Origin of the sequence: Pseudomonas sp. 7P_10.2_Bac1, from assembly GCF_025465935.1 — a bacterium.
In the GTDB taxonomy this organism is placed as follows: domain Bacteria; phylum Pseudomonadota; class Gammaproteobacteria; order Pseudomonadales; family Pseudomonadaceae; genus Aquipseudomonas.
The window spans coordinates 98,189-115,425 of the sequence record NZ_JANLNV010000023.1 but is presented as its reverse complement, the minus strand read 5'-3'; the positions used below and the strand labels follow the sequence as shown (position 1 = coordinate 115,425).

Below are 17,237 nucleotides of genomic sequence, written 5' to 3'. Positions count from 1 at the left end.
CTCAAGACGCCTCCTTCACTTTGGTTGCACCACTGGCTGCGGTGTTCAGCACTGGGTGCAGATGTACGCGGAAGGCGCTCTTCTGGGCCAGGCTGTAGAAGTCGTGGGCGAAGTCGTCCAGGTCAGCGGCAGTGAGCTTCAGGCGACGCAAGAAGTAGTTGTAAACCAGTACCGCAGGCACCGCGACCGCGATGCCGACGCCGGTCGCAACCAGTGCCGCACCAATCGGGCCGGCCACGGTTTCAAGGCTGGCGGAACCGGCGGCGCTGATGCCTTTGAGGGCCGACATGATGCCCCACACGGTGCCGAACAGACCGATAAACGGCGAGGTGCTGCCGATACTGGCGAGGATCGCCAGGCCGGTTTCCAGCGAGCGGCGCTCACGTACGATTTGTTGACGCAGCGAGCGCTCCAGACGGTCCTGATGGTTGATGGTGTGGGCCAGGTCATTGGCTTGTGGCCCGTCGCTCACTTGAATGGCGGCATAACCGGCCTGGGCTACGCGGGCGGCAGCGCCCGGCGCGGTGCTGGCCAGTTCGGCGGCCGAGTCGAGGCTGGTGGCGGCCCAGAATTGTTTAAGGAAGCGGCGGTCCTGGCCTTTCAGGCGGTTGAATTGCACGCCTTTGAGCAGGAACAGGCCCCAGGTGGCGACCGAGAAAATAATCAGCAGCCAGATGACCGCATGTTCTATGGATTCAAAAGGGGAAGCGATCAGGTTCATGGTGTGGCTCTCCAACAAGGCATTAAGTCAGTCGTGCGATGCGCCTTTTGTCAGGTAGCCCGCTATCAGTGATTGGGTTCAGTTATTTGATTTTGAAGTCGATGGGTACGCTGACCCAGCCGTCCTGGGCCACGTCGCCCTGTTTGGCCGGGACAAAACTCCAGCGTTTGACGGCCGCCAGAGCGGCATCATCGAGCTGGGTACGGCCGCTGCTTTTTTGTATCTGGATCTCGCCCGGTTTACCGCTGGCCAACACGTGCACACGCAGCAACACAGTGCCTTCCCAGCCTCGGCGCATGGCCAGCGACGGGTATTCCGGCGCCGGGTTATGCAAGTAGCCAGCATTGGCCGACGCCGGGGTAATCGGTTTGGGCGCGGGTGGTGCCGGTGGCGCGGGTGCGGCCACTGGCGGTGCGGGCGGCGCCGGAGGTTGCTCAACCGGTTTGGGAACAGGTTTGGGCGCTGGTTTGACCACCGGTTTTGGCTTGGGCTTGGGCGGCGGTGGAGGCTTGACGGCCAACTCGTCTTCGACGGGCGGAGGTGGCTCAGCGACCGGCTGCACAATCGGCTCGGGCGGTGGTGGCGGCGTTTCGACCACGGGCGCCGGTTGTGAAAATTCAATGGTCATCGGCGGCACTTCAGGCGGCACGATCGGCAACACCGGCGCCGGATTCTGGCTGATCCAATAAATCACGGCGCCGTGCAGCGCCAGCGCAAACACCCCGATCAACACCGCTTCCGGGCGGCTCAAAATACGCTTGGGTGTACTTTGCAGGCGCCCAAGCGCCAGCGGTTCGCGATAGGCGCGGCCCAGATCAAGCAAGTCGCCGATCGGTGCCTGGCGCCATAACGCGTCCGGCACAGCGCCTGCGGTTTGGACTTTACCCATTGACTGACTCCGTTAAAAAAATGTTCTTCTCACACCCCTGTAGAAGCGGGCTTGCAGGCGGCACCGTCCGATTTCAGCAACGGGTGTTGTTCCTCAAGCGCAGAGCGTGGGTGAATGATGCACGATATTTAAATAGACCAAAAAAGTCTTAATTAGTATTTGAATATTCAATAAAGATATATGTGTTCGGTGATTTGATTCTCAGGCCTCCCTTGGAAAAGAGAGGTGTTCACCGCTGAACACTCAATCGCGAGCTTGTCCGAAAAGGCCCGGCAAATTCGTAAAAAAAGCGCATGATTGCGCGTGCCGCCACTGTTGTGCGGTTCTCCAGGGAAGGGTTTCGTGCATGCAAGTGCCGAGTGCTGAATACGCCGACCGGCAACGCTGGGTCGTGCTAACCAAAATCAACGCAGTGTCGGTGTTGTCGCAGATTGTGCAGATCGGCACCATCACGCCATTGCTGTCCATGTCGCTGGAACAGCGGGGTGTCAGCTCGGCAAAAATCGGCATGATTGTCAGCGCTTCGTGGATCGCGATTTTACTGTTGTACAAAATCGTCCCGCGGGTCTTAGGTGTTCTCGGGCTGGTGAAGGCGAATGTGCTGAGTGCCGTGCTCACGATCTTTGCCCTGTTGGGCATGACCATTACCGAGCATCTGGTGTTGATGTTCGGCCTGAATTTTGTGCTGGGCATTGGGTTGATCTTGCGCTGGATCGCCTGTGACACCTGGATCGTTGCCGTGTCTTCAAGCGATGGCCGCGGCCGCGCTATTGGCGTGCATGAAACCCTGATGGGCCTCGGCATTGCGATGGGGCCGTTGCTGCTGGTGGTGTTCGGCGTCGACGGAGCGCTGCCGTACTACGCCTGTGCGGTGATCGTGTTGATATCAGGTGCTTTAGCCCTGACGCTCACCTCACACGATTCGCAGCCGCAAACACCGCAAGAAAAAGCCCATGGCAAATTCTACGGGCTCATTCCCGTGGCCCTGGGCGGCGCCTTTATTGCCGGCTTCGCTGAAACCTCCACCGTATCGTTCCTTGCACCTTACAGCGTGGCCTCGGGGTACTCGCTGACAGCCGCGACACTGCTGATATCCGTGTTCGGGCTGGGCGGCACCTTACTGCAACTGCCCATTGGCTGGATGGCCGATCGCAGTTCCTACAAAGCCGGCCAACTGGCCTGCGGGCTGATGCTCCTGCTGGGCACCCTGGCCATCCCCTTCAGCCAGCCATTTCCGTGGTTGGCGGTGCTGGTGGTGTTTGTGTGGGGCGGCGCGATTGGCGGCATGAACACCCTGGCCGTGATAGAGGCCGGAGACCGTGTGGCCAAGCACCAGGTATCGACTGCCATGACCGCGATTGCGTTGTTCTACACCGTGGGCGGCGTACTCGGCCCCATCGCCACCGGGGCCACGGCCACGTATCTGAGTGATCAGGGGCTGATGCTGTGTGTCGGCGCGGTGGGAGCCGTGTTCGCCGCGTTGCTGGTGTTCAGGGGTGAAAAGAAGGGCTGAGTCGCTTCAATAGGCAATCAGTTCCTGGGCCCTCGGCCGCATATGCCTGGGCAACTTGATCTCGTTTTTGCAGTGGTTCACAAACTCGGTGCAGAGGCGTGTGAGGTCTTTGTCGCGGTTCCATGCCACCACAGTTCGCGAGGCAACCTGTGGGTCGGTGATGGGCAGGGTGACGACTTTATTACCGTTGGCTGTCTGAATTTGTTCGGGCAAGGTCACCATGATGGACACACCGAGCCCTTGCCCAACGAAGGCGGTGACCAGTTCAATCGAGGGCACTTTGTAGGCGATGTTGGGCTGTAGACCAGCCTCTTCAAACTGCCCCAGGAAGTATTGGTTACTCGGCCAGATGTCCAGCAGGATCAGCGGCTCATCAGCAATCATCGATAACGAAACTTCACGCAGTGTGGCCAGTCGGTGCCCTGCCGGCAGCACCGCACGCGGGTATAAGTCGGGCAGTAGGGGAATATATTTATGGGTTTCTCTTAAACCCGCCGAGTAGGTCAGTGCCAAGTCATAGGCGCCGGATCTTAATCCTTCGGCTATTTTGTTCTGATGTACCACGTGAAGTGTAATTTTGACTGCAGGAAAACGCTCTTTGAAGGAGGCCAGAAGTTCAGGTAGATAACACGAGGCAATAGGGTCATAGCAGGCAAGTACTATTTCACCGCTGATTTTTCCACTGTCACCGTTGACGTGTTGCTCAAATTCGCGTGCGTCACGAAGTAAACTTATTGCGCGCTCAAAAAAACTGGAGCCTTCCGGCGTCAGGATTAATCCGTTGGATTTATGGCGAATAAATATTTGCAGGTTAAACCGACTTTCGAGGTCTTTGATGGCCGATGAAATAGCCGGGTTGGAAATATTAAGGCGTCGTGAAGCCTCAGAGATGCTGCCGCATTCAATGGTCGTGACGAGGTAGCGCAGTTGTTTAAGCGAATACTTAAACGCCATGACGGCCTCTGTGTATTACAGACCCAGGCAAAGCCCTCGGTAGGTTGCGTAGCATGGGGTTCTCACCGCTGAATGAGTCGCCGGCATCATGGCCGGAGGACGAATTAACGAGGGATTATAAGAAGTCGCCATATTTTATAGAAAGGCTGTTGAGCGATAGTTTTATTCCTTAAAGGAATAAGGAGGCGACCATCAAAAAAAGTTAAACCCTTGGCGCCCGCGGCGTGGGAGCTTGCACCTGCGGGGCCGTGTGAAAGCGTCGCCCAACAGAATTTCCGATGCCTGAGAACAGATTATTCGAGTTGCTACGCGAGCGCCATTGCCTATAAAAATGATTAACGATGAGTACAACTTCTTCTGGGCGACAGCGTATGACGCGGCTTCAATCAATCCCTTTAATATCTGCCAATGATCTTTATGTAACATTGATGAGTGACGCTGAAGTTGCTGTTGTTGATGTGCGTGAAGCCCGGTTTTATGCGCAAGGCCATATTAATCTTTCAGCGCACTTTGCATTGAGCAGTCTTGAATATCAGGTACTGCGCGCTATTCCCAATAAGCATGTTTCTCTGATTGTTGTGGATGATGCCGGGGCTGTAGGCGGGGCGGCAGAGCGTGCAGTTTCTGTATTAACTGAACTGTCTTTTACCCATATACGGGTGCTCGACGGTGGTATTAAGGCATGGCAAGTCAGTGGGTATTCGTTGGGCACCGGTTACAACACGCTGGTCAAAGCATTTGCCGATTTGGCCCATGCGCACTACGCAACGCCCACGCTCACACCGGAACACCTTCAGGCTCGCTTTGAACGCGGGCAGGCCACCACGCTCATTGATTGCCGGCCCGAGCATGAATACCAAAAAACCACCGTTGGCCGGGCCTTTAATGTGCCGGGGGTTGAGCTGGCGCTTCACAACTTGAACCGGACAGATGAGGCCGATCATTTGTATGTGATCAGTTGCTTCAGCCGCACTCGCGGGATCGTCGCGGCCACCACCCTGGCCCTGCTTGACGGTGTGTCGAACGTGGCTTTTCTGGAGGACGGGGTGATGGCGTCCTTCCTCTATGGATTGCCCACAGGCCCCGGAGACAATGGGTTGCCGGCGCCGGGTCAGTTCAAGCCGGGCGGGATTTTGCGCGAGCAAGCTGAAACGCTCGTGCGGCGTCATGGCCTTAGTGTGATTGATTACGCTCACTTGCAGCGCTTGATTGAAGAGCAGGACGATCGAACGCTCTATGTGTTTGATGTTCGCCCCGAGGCGGACTATCGCGCCGGGCACCTTGCGCAAGCGGTGTCTGTGCCGGGTGGTCAATTGTTGATGACGTACGACGCTCATGTACCTGTGCGCAATGCACGTGTCGTGCTGGTGGACGATGGCCATTTAAAGCGTGCGGCGGTGAGTGCGTTTTGGTTGTCGCATTTCAATAACGCAGAAATCCATCTGCTTGCTCTGGATGAGCCGGGCGTGATGCAGGTGACTGAGACCGCTGCCGATGTGCTCCCGGACACGGTTCAGTGGTTGGCCCCGCAAGCCGTTCAACAGCATCTGGACGCCGGGTATGCGGTGCTGGATGTCGGACCGAGCCTGGACTACGAGTTGGGCCACCTTCCGGGCGCGAAGTTCGTATTGCGGCCGTCGCTGGCCGCGTGGCTTGAAACCCGATCCCCTGGCCCTCTGGTGTTCACCTCCCCGGATGGCGTGAATGCGGCGTATGCCGCGGCTCAAGTCAGCCGTGACTTTGGTGTTGAAGCCTATGCACTCAAAGGCGGTACGCAGGCCTGGCGGGCGGCGGGGTTGCCCCTCGAAGTCGAGTTTGCGCCGCAACAGCTGTTGTCACCTTTTGACGATGACTGGGGCTCGACGATGCGCGCCAAAGAGAACCGCGAGCAGATCTTTCGCGATTACCTCTCGTGGGAGCGCAGCTTGGGCCACGACATTGCGCACGATCAAACGGTGCAGTTTCGCTGGCCCGAGACGGCTACTGACACTGAGTTGCAGGGCCGTTAAACGCTAAATCTGAAACAGAGAGAGGCCTGTGTTCAAGGGCTTCTACCGTCTGGAGTGAGTGATGGGCTTCAATAAAAAAATAATGCTGAACGCGTTCAACATGAACAGCGTTGGCCATATCTCCCATGGGATGTGGACGCATCCCAGCGATAACTCAATTGACTATTCAAGTCTGGATTACTGGGTCAAGTTGGCCAAAACCCTTGAGCGCGGCAAGTTCGACGGGTTGTTCTTGGCCGATGTGATTGGTACTAACGACGTGCATGGTGGCTCTCCCGATGCGGCGTTGCACGGGGCGGTGCAAGTGCCGATTAACGATCCCGTCATCCCTCTGTCGGCCATGGCCCACGCGACTCAACACTTGAGTTTTAACGTCACGGCCAACCTGACGTATGAAAAGCCTTATTTGTTGGCACGGCGTTTTTCCACCCTCGACCATTTAACCAATGGGCGCGTGGGCTGGAACATCGTGACCGGCTACCTGGACAGTGCTGCGCGGGCGATGGGGCTCACCGAGCAGATCCGCCATGACAACCGTTATGACATGGCAGATGACTATATGGACCTCGTCTACAAACTGTGGGAGGGCAGTTGGGAAGACGACGCCGTGGAGCGCAACCGTCAGACCGGGCGCTTTACCGACCCGGCCAAAGTGCACCGGATAAAGCATGACGGGCCGTTTTATCAGCTCGATGCGATTCACCTGTGCGAACCCTCGCCACAGCGCACGCCAGTATTGTTTCAGGCCGGTACGTCATCGCGGGGGCGCGAGTTTGCGGCGCGTCATGCCGAGTGCATCTTCATGTCGTCGCACAATCAAAACGTCGACGTCACCAAGAGCATTGTCCAAGACCTGCGCAATCGGGCCGTGGCCAACGGGCGGGCTTGCGATGACATCAAGATTTTTGTTGGCGTGGTGGTGGTCACCGACAAGACCGAGGCGCTGGCCAACGAGAAACTACGCGAATACCAACGCTACGCCAGTGCGGCGGGCGGTCTGACGCACTTCAGCGCGTCGATTGGCGAAGACCTTTCGCGCTATGGCCTTGATGAGCCGATCACCCTGCAAAACACCCAAGCCATGGGCGCCATTCTCGATTCCATTACCCGCTACAACTCCGGCGCCCCCTGGACCGTTCGGCGTTTGCTGGACGAAATGAAACTGGGGACCCGCACGCTGCCCATCGTGGGGTCAGGCTCGCAGGTGGCCGATCAGTTAGCGGATTTTGCCCGTGATACCGGCATTGATGGCTTCAACCTGATGCGGGTTGTGACCCCCGGCAGTTATGAGGACTTTGTGGATTTTGTAGTCCCGGAGTTACAGCAGCGCGGCGTTTTCAAACAAGAGTACGCCGAAGGGACTTGGCGCGAGAAGTTGTTTGGCACAGACGCTGCGCAGCTTTGCGGGCGCCACTACGGTCGGCAGTTTCGTTACGCGGCCCGTTAAACACGCACGTTTTTAGACGTGAAACACCAAAAGGATTAACAGCATGAGCGCGACATCCAAGCAATACAGTTCGGCTGAACTGCACGAACGGTTCAAGCCCATCTTTGACAAGATTCGCAAAGACGCCTCGGCCCGAGAGCGCAGCCGCACATTGTTATTTGAACAAATCGGCTGGCTGCGTGAAGCACGTTTTGGTGCTCTCCGGATTCCGGTCGAACAGGGCGGTTTCGGCGCCTCCATCGTTCAATTGTTTGACCTGTTGATTGAGCTGGCAGCGGCGGACTCCAACATCCCTCAAGCGCTGCGACTGCATTTTTCCCGGGTGGAGCGCTTGATGATCGGCGATCAGTTGGAAAAACAAGCCGTGTGGATCGACCGGGTGGTGCGCGGCGAGCTGTTCGGTAACGCTACCACCGAGCCACCGGGAACGCCGATTGGTGAAATTCGCACTCAGGTGCTGCCGCATGCTGACGGCAACTTCCGGCTGAATGGCAAAAAAGCCTACGGGACTGGAAGCCTTTACTCTCAATGGATTCCAGTGATTGGTGTGGATGAGCATGGCAATCGCGTGATCATCACAGTGCCCTCTGACAGGAAAGGCGTGACCCTGCTGGATGACTGGGATGGTTTCGGGCAGCGCCTGACCGCGACCGGTTCGTCGATTTTTGAAGATGTGGTGGTCTACGCCGATGAAATTTCGCCGCATATCAAATCCACGCTCCGCGCTGGCAGTGGTTTTGCGCAACTGGTGCACCTGGCAACCCTCGCCGGGGTCGCAAGGGCGATTGCACGGGATGTGTCTGAAAAAGTCGCGGCCCGTCAGCGGGTTTACTACACGGGGCCGGGTGGATTGCCGCGTCATGATCCGATTATCCAGATGCAGGTCGGCAAGATCGGCGCCGCCGCAAGCTCCGCGCGCTCTATTGTGCTCGGCGCGGCCCAGGCGCTTGAGGATGCCTGGCATGTCTGGAACGTGGAGGGCGAGCAATCGGCCGCCACCGACGCCGCCTATGTGAACGCTGATCTGGAAATTTCGGCGGCACAAGTGACCTTGATCCCGCTGGTACTGACCGCTGCGACAGAGCTTTTCGACACGCTTGGCGCCACTGCCATCGACGCCAAAGGCGGCCTGGATCGGCACTGGCGCAATGCCCGTGCGCTGTCGTCGCATAACCCGCATTTGTACAAGGCCCGCGTGATTGGCGACTACCTGCTGAATGAAGAACTACCGCCGATCTTTGTCGCTGGCGACGATGTGGGCGTAATTAACGAGCCCGCCAAAACTGCCGCGCTGTAACTACCCATTGCCCCTAATTACGTGGCGCAGAGCAGTCTGCGCCAACAGGAAAAAATCATGAGCATGATGAGTTCGCTTCGCGTTGCATCGTTTGCCAGGAAACTCGCGGTGTCGTCAGCCCTGGTGGCGTCTTTGGGTGCCTCGCTGGGGGCTTTCGCCAACCCCGTGTCGCTGCATGACTTGCTGCCCGATGAGATCAAAAAGACCAACGTCATTAACGTGGTCACCGATGCCAAGTGGCCGCCGTTTACTTTTGTCGGTGAAGACGGCAAAACCCTGCAAGGTTTTGAGGTCGATATCCTGCAAGCCATTGGCGAAAAACTGGGTGTGGGCATCAACCAGACCTCGATTGAGTTCTCAGGGATGATCCCCGGTGTTCAGGCCAATCGATATGACATCGCCATGATGGCGGTTTCGGACACGCCAGAGCGACGCAAGACGTTGAGCTTTGTTGACTATGCCTACCTCACCCAAGGCGCTTTCGTGCTGGTCGATAGCAAAGACACGCCCGTGGAACTGAGCTCTTTGTGTGACAAGACCGTGGGGCTGCAATCGGGTACCAACTTTGTCGACTTTATCGAAAAGGATTTTTCCAGGTATTGCACCTCGCTGGGCAAGCCGGTGCCTAAAAGACTGGAGTTTGCCTCAGCCGATGCCGTGTATCTTTCGCTCTACTCGGGGCGTGCAGACTTTATCGTGGCCGCGACCTCGATTGCCGGTGACGTGAGTGCCAAAGCCCCGCGCCCGGTTCAGGTGGTGACCGGCGATGTATTTCCCAAGAACCTGATTGGCATTGCCTACCTCAAGGACCGAACGCAGTTGGGGGAGGCGATTCTGGCCGGCCTCAAAGCCATTCAGGCCGATGGGACCTACGACACGATTCTGAAAAAGTGGAACGTTGAAACCATGGCTTTACCTGCGCCCGGCATCAACCTCGGTGCGTTGCAGGAACAATGAGGTATGAGTGTGGGTGAGTTGAAAACCAGGCGAGAAGACGATTCGTTTAGCCATCTTCAGGAGCCACCGGGCGAAGTGATTTATGTGCCTGCCCGACGGTATGGGCAATGGGTCTTTATCGCCTTCATGCTGGTGGTACTGGGGACGGTAGGGTGGGCGGTGGTCACCAACCCGAGAATGTCCTGGGATGTGGTCGGGCAGTATTTGTTTCACCCGGCGATTCTGGATGGGCTATTGCTGACTTGCTGGCTGACGCTGGTCACGACGTTTCTGGGGCTGGTGATCGGCATTGCCCTGGCGACTATGCGCATGTCCTCGAACCTGTTCATCTCGGGCATGTCGGGTCTGTATGTGTGGTTTTTTCGAGGCACGCCGCTGCTGGTTCAGCTCATCATTCTGTACAACCTGGCGTCGCTGTTTCCGACGTTGTCGATCAGTATTCCATTTGGTCCTACGCTGTTCAGCGCCAATACCAACGCAGTCATTACACCCTATGTGGCTGCGATTTTAGGACTGTGCCTGCATGAAGCGGCGTACATGGCCGAGATCGTACGCGGCGGATTGCTCTCGTTCGACAAAGGCCAACGGCATGCAGCGGATGCACTGGGGATGACTGGGTGGCAAAAATTCATGCACGTGGTGCTGCCGCAGGTGATGCCCTCGATCATTCCTCCGATCGGTAATCAACTGATCGGCATGCTCAAGATGACCTCGTTGGTGAGCGTGATTGCGCTGTCGGATCTGCTCTATTCGGTGCAGCTAATTTACTCACGAAACTATCAGACCATTCCTTTGCTGTTGGTCGCCTGCTTTTGGTACCTGGTAGCAACCACGGTCTTATCTGGCGTGCAGCGTCTGGTTGAACGTCGTTTTGGAAAAGGGATCGCGGTGCGATGAAAACGTCCAGTCAACATGCCGGCGTCCCGGTACTGAGCGCTCAGCGCATTCATAAACGTTATGGCCAGAACGAGGTATTGAAGGGCATCAGCCTGACTGTCCGGCGCGGCGATGTGTTGTGCCTGATCGGCCCTTCGGGGTCTGGCAAGTCAACTTTTTTGCGTTGCATCAACCAGCTTGAAACCCCAGACAGCGGATTTATTCAGGTGGATGGCGAACTGGTGGGTTACACCCGCAAGGGCAATCATTTTTTTGGTCTTTCGCCGCGCGCCATTGCCCGGCAGCGTGAAAAGACCGGCATGGTGTTTCAGAGTTTCAACTTGTTCGGTCATTTGACCGTGCTGGAAAACATCATCAAGGCGCCCATGCTGGTGCAGCGCAAAAGTCGTGAAGAAGCCACCGAGGCAGCGCTCGCACTGTTAGAGCGCGTGGGGCTTTCGGCCAAAGTGGATGCCTATGCGCGCCACTTGTCCGGCGGGCAACAGCAGCGCGTGGCGATTGCGCGTGCGCTGGCGATGAAGCCTTCGTTGATGCTGTTTGACGAGCCAACCAGTGCGCTTGACCCGGAATTGGTGGGGGAGGTGTTGGCCGTCATGCGTGATCTGGCGGCAGAAGGCATGACGATGATCGTGGTCACACACGAGTTACGTTTTGCGCAAGAAGTGGCCAGCCACGTTGCCTTCATGGACCACGGCGTCATCGTCGAATCGGGCACGCCGACAGACGTGTTGGTGCATCCCAAAGAACAACGCACCCGTGCATTTGTCGCGCGGGCGCGGGGTCATTCTTGAGTCAAATCCTGGGGGAGATGGCTTAACGGAAAATCAGTGATTGATGCGCCGCAGAACCGGTGCGTGCGCCATCCCCTACGGCGATGGCTACGTTGCCTGCAGCCACGGCCGCATCACCGCAGGCAAACACGCCCGGCACGCTGGTTTCTCGGGTGGCGTTGACCTTGATGAAGTCGCCCATCGGCCCGGCTTCAAACTCGCAGCCCAACTGAACGGGCAGCGGGCTGGCCATGTGCATGTGGGGCTGGGTGAACAGCCCCGCCAGCTCAACCACGCGACCGCTGGCCAAGGTGATATCCGCATGCCCGTTGATTGACACGACCGGCTCACGCTCCAGCGTTACACCGCGTTTTTTGAGACTTGCCAACTGCTCGGCGTCTGGTTCGAACACCTCGTTCAGGAACAACGTGGTCGGGCCCCAGTCGGCCAGCATCAGCGCTTGGTGCATGGCAATCGGTGTGGCAGCCAATACCCCGATTGGCCCGCCGTTCAGTTCGTACCCGTGGCAATACGGGCAATGAAAAACGTGCTTGCCCCAACGCTCCGACAGCCCCGGGATGTCCGGCAAGACATCGACCATGCCTGAGGCAATGATCAAACGCCGCGCTTCAAAGCGTTGCTCGTCAGCCGTCACCACGGCAAAGCCTTCGCCACATTGCCCGGCTTTCAGGGCCGCTTGCTGCAGCCATTCCACTGTCGGGTACGCCAGCAACTGCGCCCGCGCTTCATCGGCTATGTCCCCGGGGTTGCGACCGTCCTGGCCGAGAAAACCATGGGAGTGTTCGGCAAATCGATTGCGACGCTGCCCCGCATCAATCACCAATACCGTGCGTCGACCCCGCGCCAACTGCAGCCCCGCGGAAAGACCGGCATAGCTGCCACCCACAATCACTACGTCGTAAACCATGATCGAGCCTCGCGTTGAACCTTCGACCGTCTCGAAGATTTCTCGACACAACGTAAGTTACGTGATTAAGGTGTGTCAACAGTCTCGTAACTTTTGGTGTATCGAGCGATACTCAGCGCACCTCCATCCCTGACACAAGCGACCATGAGAAACGACACCCGCCTGTCCCGCATGCTCCACGTCCTTATTCACATGGCTCGCCACGAACAGCCGGCGACGTCCGACACCCTGGCGCTCATGCTGAGAACCAACCCGGTGGTCATTCGGCGCACCATGGCCCTGCTCAAGGAGCAAGGCTACGTGCGATCAGAAAAGGGCCATCGCGGTGGCTGGACTTTGGCTAAACCACTGTCTGAAATGACCTTGCTGGATATTCATGAGGCGCTGGGCTCGGCCTCGCTATTTGCCATCGGTTTATCCACAGACCATCCGGAGTGTCTGGTTGAGCAAGCGGTCAATGCGGCGCTCACCGACGCATTCGATGCCGCGCAAGCGCTGCTGATTGAACGCTTGGGCAGTGTGACGCTCGAGCAATTGGCGGACGACTTTGAGGAGCGTTTCCAGAGCTTGGGGAGCTGTGAAGGGGGGAAGTAGGGGAGAAGGATTTACGATTGTTTCGTCGCTGGACGTAGAACTGCTACGAGGTTCGCGAAGCGCCTTTGAATGGCGCTCCTGCGGCCCGCAGTGTAGCTTTCGTATCTCGTCAGCGTTGTGTCAGGAAGACAACGCCCTGGCGCCTTGCGGTGCAGGGGCTGCGCGTTTGAACGAGTGCTGCCAGTCCAGTTGCGCCTGGACCACGGCGACAGCGTCCAGCACCTGCTGGGCCCAGTGTTCGTCCTCGGGGTGAACCACAACCACGCGGAATCCGTGCTCGTGACCTTCGAGCTTCACGCCTTCAGAGTCATCCACGTGCAAGTCGATGTCGAAGGCCGGCGGCAATTTTGAGGGCGCATTTGAAAGCCCGCGCTCCGTCAGGGCGTGGTTATGACGATCACTGTTGACTACACCGTCAACACGGATGCCGTACAGCATCAGCCAGCGCTTGATGTAGGACGGGCTACGGCCGGACGAGGTGTACACCCAGATGCTGCAACCCTGGCGGCGCAGTTCGCGGGTCAGCGCGCGGGTGCCAAAACGCAGCGGCTCACCCAACCAGCGATGCACACAGTCCGGCAGGCGGCTTTGCTCGACATCACAGTGGTGCAGTTGGCAAGCCAGGGTGTCGTCGATATCAAACGAAATACGGACGCGCTGGCGTTTTTGCAACGACATGGGGAGGCTCGACTGGAGGGCTTGTTTCAGTCGGCCGACGATCGTTCGGCCTTTGGCAAGTGTTGAGTCCCTGTTCATCAGTGCTTTCCTTGATTGACGGCCAAGGGCTGGTCTTTAAGAAAAAACTTCATAGGCGCAGGCGACTGTTCTTCCAGGAAAGCTGCGTACTTTTTCTTGATCTTGGGTAATTCGTACAACGCCCTGACCCCATGCTTGGCAGAGTTGCGTATGACCGAAGACGGGTTGAAGTAGCCTTCGGCGTTATCCAGCGTCAGTACGAATGGCGGCAGACCTTCACGCATCAGCAAATAGCTGACGATCAGCGAACCACTGCGGTTATTGCCTTCAAGAAACAATTGCGGCTCGCTGAGGATACGAACATAGACACCGGCCGCGCGTTTCCAGACGGATTCGTTGCGATGCGCGACGTACCAATTGAACAAGTCCTTGATGCCTCCTTCAACGTTGTTGAAGAAGTGTTCTTCGGTCGCCACCAGGTGCTGTGCGTACTCCAGACGACGTTCTGGCTCACGCCCACACAGAACGGTCGCATTGATCTCCAGCATCAGGTTCAGTTGCTGAAGGTCAAACAGGTCGACCCCACGGGCGACATAATCGTCAATCAGGGCATAGCCTTCAAGCACGTTGTCCAGCACTTCGTCGGTCAGCGGGTCACGCGGCTCCGTGAAGTGTTTGCTGAGCTCGGCAAAGCGGCTCTGCACCTTGCGCAGAGCGTGTTCAATTGCTGGCAGATCAAGACGACGCGTAGCAGACATTGGCATTCCTGAAAGACGGTAAACAACACGCTAAAACCATCCGCTGCCCGCTAATAATGCGGACGTGCGGTTATCAGCTGAACTTGCCGGTGATGTAGTCACCGGTCATTTGCTCACGCGGGTTGTCGAAAATCTGGGTGGTCGGGCCCATCTCGACCAGATACCCGGTACGCGTGCCCTGCGAAATATCCACCGAGAAAAACGCCGTGGTGTCGGCCACACGAATCGCCTGCTGCATGTTGTGGGTCACCAGGGCGATGGTGTAGTCCTTCTTCAATTCAACCATCAGCTCTTCGACACGGCGGGTAGCGATCGGGTCGAGGGCCGAGCACGGTTCGTCCAGCAGCAGCACTTCTGGCTCGGTTGCGATGGCGCGGGCGATACACAGACGCTGTTGTTGACCGCCGGACAGCGACAGACCGCTGACCTTGAGCTTGTCCTTGACCTCATCCCACAGCGCAGCACCTTGCAGGGCGTGTTTGACGCGGTCGCCGATATCGCCTTTGTAGCGGTTCAGACGCAGGCCGAAAGCAACGTTGTCGAAGATGCTCATCGAGAACGGGTTTGGCTGCTGGAACACCATGCCGATGTAGCGGCGTACCACCACAGGGTCAACGCCCTTGCCGTAGACGTCTTGACCGAGGAAGTGAACATGACCTTCGAAGCGGAAGCCTTTTACCAGGTCGTTCATGCGATTGAGGCTACGCAGCACGGTACTTTTGCCGCAACCGGACGGACCGATAAAACCAGTGATCTTGTTCTTTTCGATCGGCACATGGCTGTCACGCACGGCCATGAAGTTGCCGTAGAAAATCTTGTCCAGTTTGCAGTCCATGACCACAGGCGCCTGGGTGACAAACGGAGCGGCTATTTGCGCGTTTGATACGTTCACGGTACAGATGCTCCCTATCTCAATACTTGGGCTTGCCGAAAATACGGCTGACGATATTCACGAGCAGTACGATCATCACCAGCACCAACGAAGCCGCCCATGCGAGTTCAAGTTGGTTGTCAAAGGGCATGCCAGAGAAGTTGTAAATCAGTACGGCAAGCGAGGCCGTTGGGTTCATTACCGCCAGGCTGCCGTCGTGGTAGATCCAGTAGTTGCTGAACAGTGCGGTAAACAGCAGCGGCGCGGTTTCACCGGCGGCGCGTGCTACGGCGAGCATCACGCCGGTCAGAATGGCGGGCAGGCCGGTTGGCAGGACGATTTTCCAGATGACTTGCGAGCGGGTGCAGCCCATGCCGTAAGCGGCGTCTTTCATGATCTTGGGCACCATTTTCATCGACTCTTCAGCGGTCAGCACCACGATAGGCAGCATCAGCACCGCCAGTGCCACGCCACCGGCCGGAGCCGAGTAGGTCCCTGTGGTCATGACCACCAGGGCGTAGGCAAATACACCGGCCAGAATCGAAGGCAGGCCGGTGAGCATTTTGGCGGCAAAGCGCGAGGCGTTTGCCAGCTTGCTCTCGGGGCCCAGCTCAGCCAGGAACACCGCCGCCATGATGCCGACCGGCACCGCGATGGCTGCTGCGATGCCGACCATGACAAACGTACCGGCCAGGGCGTTACCGAAACCGCCGCCGGTCTCGAAACCGGTGGGTGGCAACTCGGTGAACACCTCAAGGCTCAGGCGGGCGCCGCCACGGGTGATCAGCATGTACAGCACGGAAATCAGCGGCACACTGGCGATCAGCGCGCCAATCCACACCAGCGTGGTGAGGATCAGGCTGCGCAGGGAGCGACCTTCAAGACGACGCTGCAGGCTGGGCAACGCTTTGGTAGGGGACGTGAGGTTTGTCATTATTTATGACCCCGCTGGGCGTAAAGCATGATCATGGAGCCGAGGACGTTAACCAGCAGCGTGATGAACATCAGCACCAGCGCTGCGTACATCAACACTTCGATCTCGTTGGGCCCGGCTTCAGGGAAGTTCAGTGCCAGCAAAGCTGCCAGTGTATTGGCCGGCGCAAACAGAGACAGTGAAATATTGTTTGCATTGCCCACCAGCATGGCCAGCGCCATGGTTTCACCCAGTGCACGGCCCAGGCCGAGGACCAGGGAACCGAAAATACCGGTGGCCGCCGAAGGCACCATGACCTTGAGAATCGCTTCCCAGTGGGTGGTACCCATGCCGTAGGCGGCCTGCTTGGTTTTCATCGGGACTGCGGTGAGGGCGTCCTGCGAAACAGCTGCAATGGTTGGCAGAATCATGATCGCCAGTACCAGTGCCGCGGGGAGAAGTCCCGGCCCGCTCAAAGAGGTGCCGAAGAAAGGAATCCAGCCCAGCTCAGTGTTCAACCACGCCGTCAGCGGGCGAATTGCCGGGATCACCACGTAGATCCCCCACAGGCCATACACCACACTCGGGATGGCTGCGAGCAGTTCAACGATGGTGCGAAAAACAGCTGCCAGTCGGGCTGGCAGGAAATCCTGAGTCAGGAAAATCGCCATGCTGACGCCGAAAAAACCTGCGATCAGCAACGCGATGAAGGCGCTGTAAAGCGTGCCCCAGATAGCGGGCAGGATGCCGTACTTGCCTTGGTTAACGTCCCAGACACTGCCGAAAATCACGTCCAAGCCGTGCTTTTCCATGCCGGGAAGGGCTTTGCGTCCCACCTCGAAGACCAAGGCGAAGACCAATGCCAGAATCAAAACGACCCCTATGCGAGCGAGTGCACGGAAGGTGCGATCAACCAAAAAATCCTTCTTGGAAGGTGGTTGGCAAGCAGAATCCGGATTAACCGGTACGACAAATGGTGTGTTCATTGGCTAATTCCGGAGCAGAGGGGACATTCTCCCGACA

The 17,237-nt window shown here is 57.6% G+C and carries 17 protein-coding genes; 8 read left to right on the top strand and 9 right to left on the bottom strand.

Features of this window, described 5'->3' with window-relative positions; all coding sequences use genetic code 11:
* Window position 1 precedes the first annotated feature (1 nt).
* Both NTD86_RS04965 and NTD86_RS04960 read right to left on the bottom strand, forming a co-directional pair.
* The gene (locus tag NTD86_RS04965) at window positions 2-721 is read right to left on the bottom strand and encodes a MotA/TolQ/ExbB proton channel family protein (protein WP_262201061.1); all 720 of its coding nucleotides are present in this window, start codon (window positions 719-721) and stop codon (window positions 2-4) included.
* Between the two features lie 82 nt (window positions 722-803).
* Window positions 804-1,610, bottom strand: a complete 807-nt coding sequence (locus tag NTD86_RS04960) for an energy transducer TonB (RefSeq protein WP_262201060.1) — start codon at window positions 1,608-1,610, stop codon at window positions 804-806.
* Between the two features lie 346 nt (window positions 1,611-1,956).
* Between NTD86_RS04960 and NTD86_RS04955 the strand changes: the two genes are divergently transcribed.
* Window positions 1,957-3,123, top strand: a complete 1,167-nt coding sequence (locus NTD86_RS04955; protein ID WP_262201059.1) for an MFS transporter — start codon at window positions 1,957-1,959, stop codon at window positions 3,121-3,123.
* A gap of 6 nt (window positions 3,124-3,129) precedes the next feature.
* Here the strand turns inward: NTD86_RS04955 and NTD86_RS04950 are convergent, their stop codons facing one another.
* Entirely contained in the window at window positions 3,130-4,077 is a 948-nt protein-coding gene (locus tag NTD86_RS04950; RefSeq protein ID WP_262201058.1) for a LysR substrate-binding domain-containing protein, read from the bottom strand.
* Between the two features lie 428 nt (window positions 4,078-4,505).
* Between NTD86_RS04950 and NTD86_RS04945 the strand changes: the two genes are divergently transcribed.
* The 6 genes from NTD86_RS04945 to NTD86_RS04920 all read left to right on the top strand — a co-directional run bounded on the left by NTD86_RS04945 (window position 4,506) and on the right by NTD86_RS04920 (window position 11,475).
* Complete coding sequence (locus NTD86_RS04945; protein WP_262201057.1) at window positions 4,506-6,086, top strand: rhodanese-like domain-containing protein; 1,581 nt, start codon at window positions 4,506-4,508, stop codon at window positions 6,084-6,086.
* 61 nt (window positions 6,087-6,147) lie between these two features.
* Window positions 6,148-7,533: an LLM class flavin-dependent oxidoreductase gene (locus NTD86_RS04940; protein ID WP_262201056.1), complete on the top strand. Its 1,386-nt coding sequence runs from the start codon at window positions 6,148-6,150 to the stop codon at window positions 7,531-7,533.
* A 43-nt stretch (window positions 7,534-7,576) separates the two neighbouring features.
* Window positions 7,577-8,830, top strand: a complete 1,254-nt coding sequence (locus NTD86_RS04935; RefSeq protein ID WP_262201055.1) for an acyl-CoA dehydrogenase family protein — start codon at window positions 7,577-7,579, stop codon at window positions 8,828-8,830.
* A gap of 57 nt (window positions 8,831-8,887) precedes the next feature.
* Window positions 8,888-9,787, top strand: coding sequence for an ABC transporter substrate-binding protein (locus NTD86_RS04930; RefSeq protein ID WP_262201054.1), 900 nt, complete (start codon window positions 8,888-8,890; stop codon window positions 9,785-9,787).
* A gap of 3 nt (window positions 9,788-9,790) precedes the next feature.
* Window positions 9,791-10,684, top strand: coding sequence for an amino acid ABC transporter permease (locus NTD86_RS04925; RefSeq protein WP_262201053.1), 894 nt, complete (start codon window positions 9,791-9,793; stop codon window positions 10,682-10,684).
* Window positions 10,681-11,475: an amino acid ABC transporter ATP-binding protein gene (locus NTD86_RS04920; RefSeq protein ID WP_262201052.1), complete on the top strand. Its 795-nt coding sequence runs from the start codon at window positions 10,681-10,683 to the stop codon at window positions 11,473-11,475. The genes NTD86_RS04925 and NTD86_RS04920 overlap by 4 nt, the downstream gene beginning before the upstream one ends.
* 22 nt (window positions 11,476-11,497) lie before the next feature.
* Here NTD86_RS04920 and NTD86_RS04915 read toward each other — a convergent pair whose 3' ends face one another.
* Window positions 11,498-12,382 (bottom strand): NAD(P)/FAD-dependent oxidoreductase, encoded by an 885-nt coding sequence (locus NTD86_RS04915; protein WP_262201051.1) that lies wholly within the window; start codon window positions 12,380-12,382, stop codon window positions 11,498-11,500.
* 144 nt (window positions 12,383-12,526) lie between these two features.
* Here NTD86_RS04915 and NTD86_RS04910 point away from each other — a divergent pair, with 144 nt between their 5' ends.
* Window positions 12,527-12,976, top strand: a complete 450-nt coding sequence (locus tag NTD86_RS04910; protein WP_262201050.1) for an Rrf2 family transcriptional regulator — start codon at window positions 12,527-12,529, stop codon at window positions 12,974-12,976.
* Window positions 12,977-13,096: 120 nt separating this feature from the next.
* Here the strand turns inward: NTD86_RS04910 and NTD86_RS04905 are convergent, their stop codons facing one another.
* The 5 genes from NTD86_RS04905 to pstC form a co-directional block, all read right to left on the bottom strand.
* The gene (locus NTD86_RS04905; protein ID WP_262201049.1) at window positions 13,097-13,732 is read right to left on the bottom strand and encodes a hypothetical protein; all 636 of its coding nucleotides are present in this window, start codon (window positions 13,730-13,732) and stop codon (window positions 13,097-13,099) included.
* Window positions 13,732-14,430, bottom strand: coding sequence for a hypothetical protein (locus NTD86_RS04900; RefSeq protein ID WP_262201048.1), 699 nt, complete (start codon window positions 14,428-14,430; stop codon window positions 13,732-13,734). The genes NTD86_RS04905 and NTD86_RS04900 overlap by 1 nt, the downstream gene beginning before the upstream one ends.
* A gap of 73 nt (window positions 14,431-14,503) precedes the next feature.
* Window positions 14,504-15,265, bottom strand: a complete 762-nt coding sequence (pstB, locus tag NTD86_RS04895) for a phosphate ABC transporter ATP-binding protein PstB (RefSeq protein WP_241492797.1) — start codon at window positions 15,263-15,265, stop codon at window positions 14,504-14,506.
* Window positions 15,266-15,341: 76 nt separating this feature from the next.
* The gene (pstA, locus tag NTD86_RS04890) at window positions 15,342-16,235 is read right to left on the bottom strand and encodes a phosphate ABC transporter permease PstA (protein WP_262201047.1); all 894 of its coding nucleotides are present in this window, start codon (window positions 16,233-16,235) and stop codon (window positions 15,342-15,344) included.
* Window positions 16,235-17,200: a phosphate ABC transporter permease subunit PstC gene (pstC, locus tag NTD86_RS04885; RefSeq protein ID WP_262201046.1), complete on the bottom strand. Its 966-nt coding sequence runs from the start codon at window positions 17,198-17,200 to the stop codon at window positions 16,235-16,237. Before pstC ends, pstA begins: the two co-directional genes overlap by 1 nt.
* Window positions 17,201-17,237: the final 37 nt, after the last annotated feature.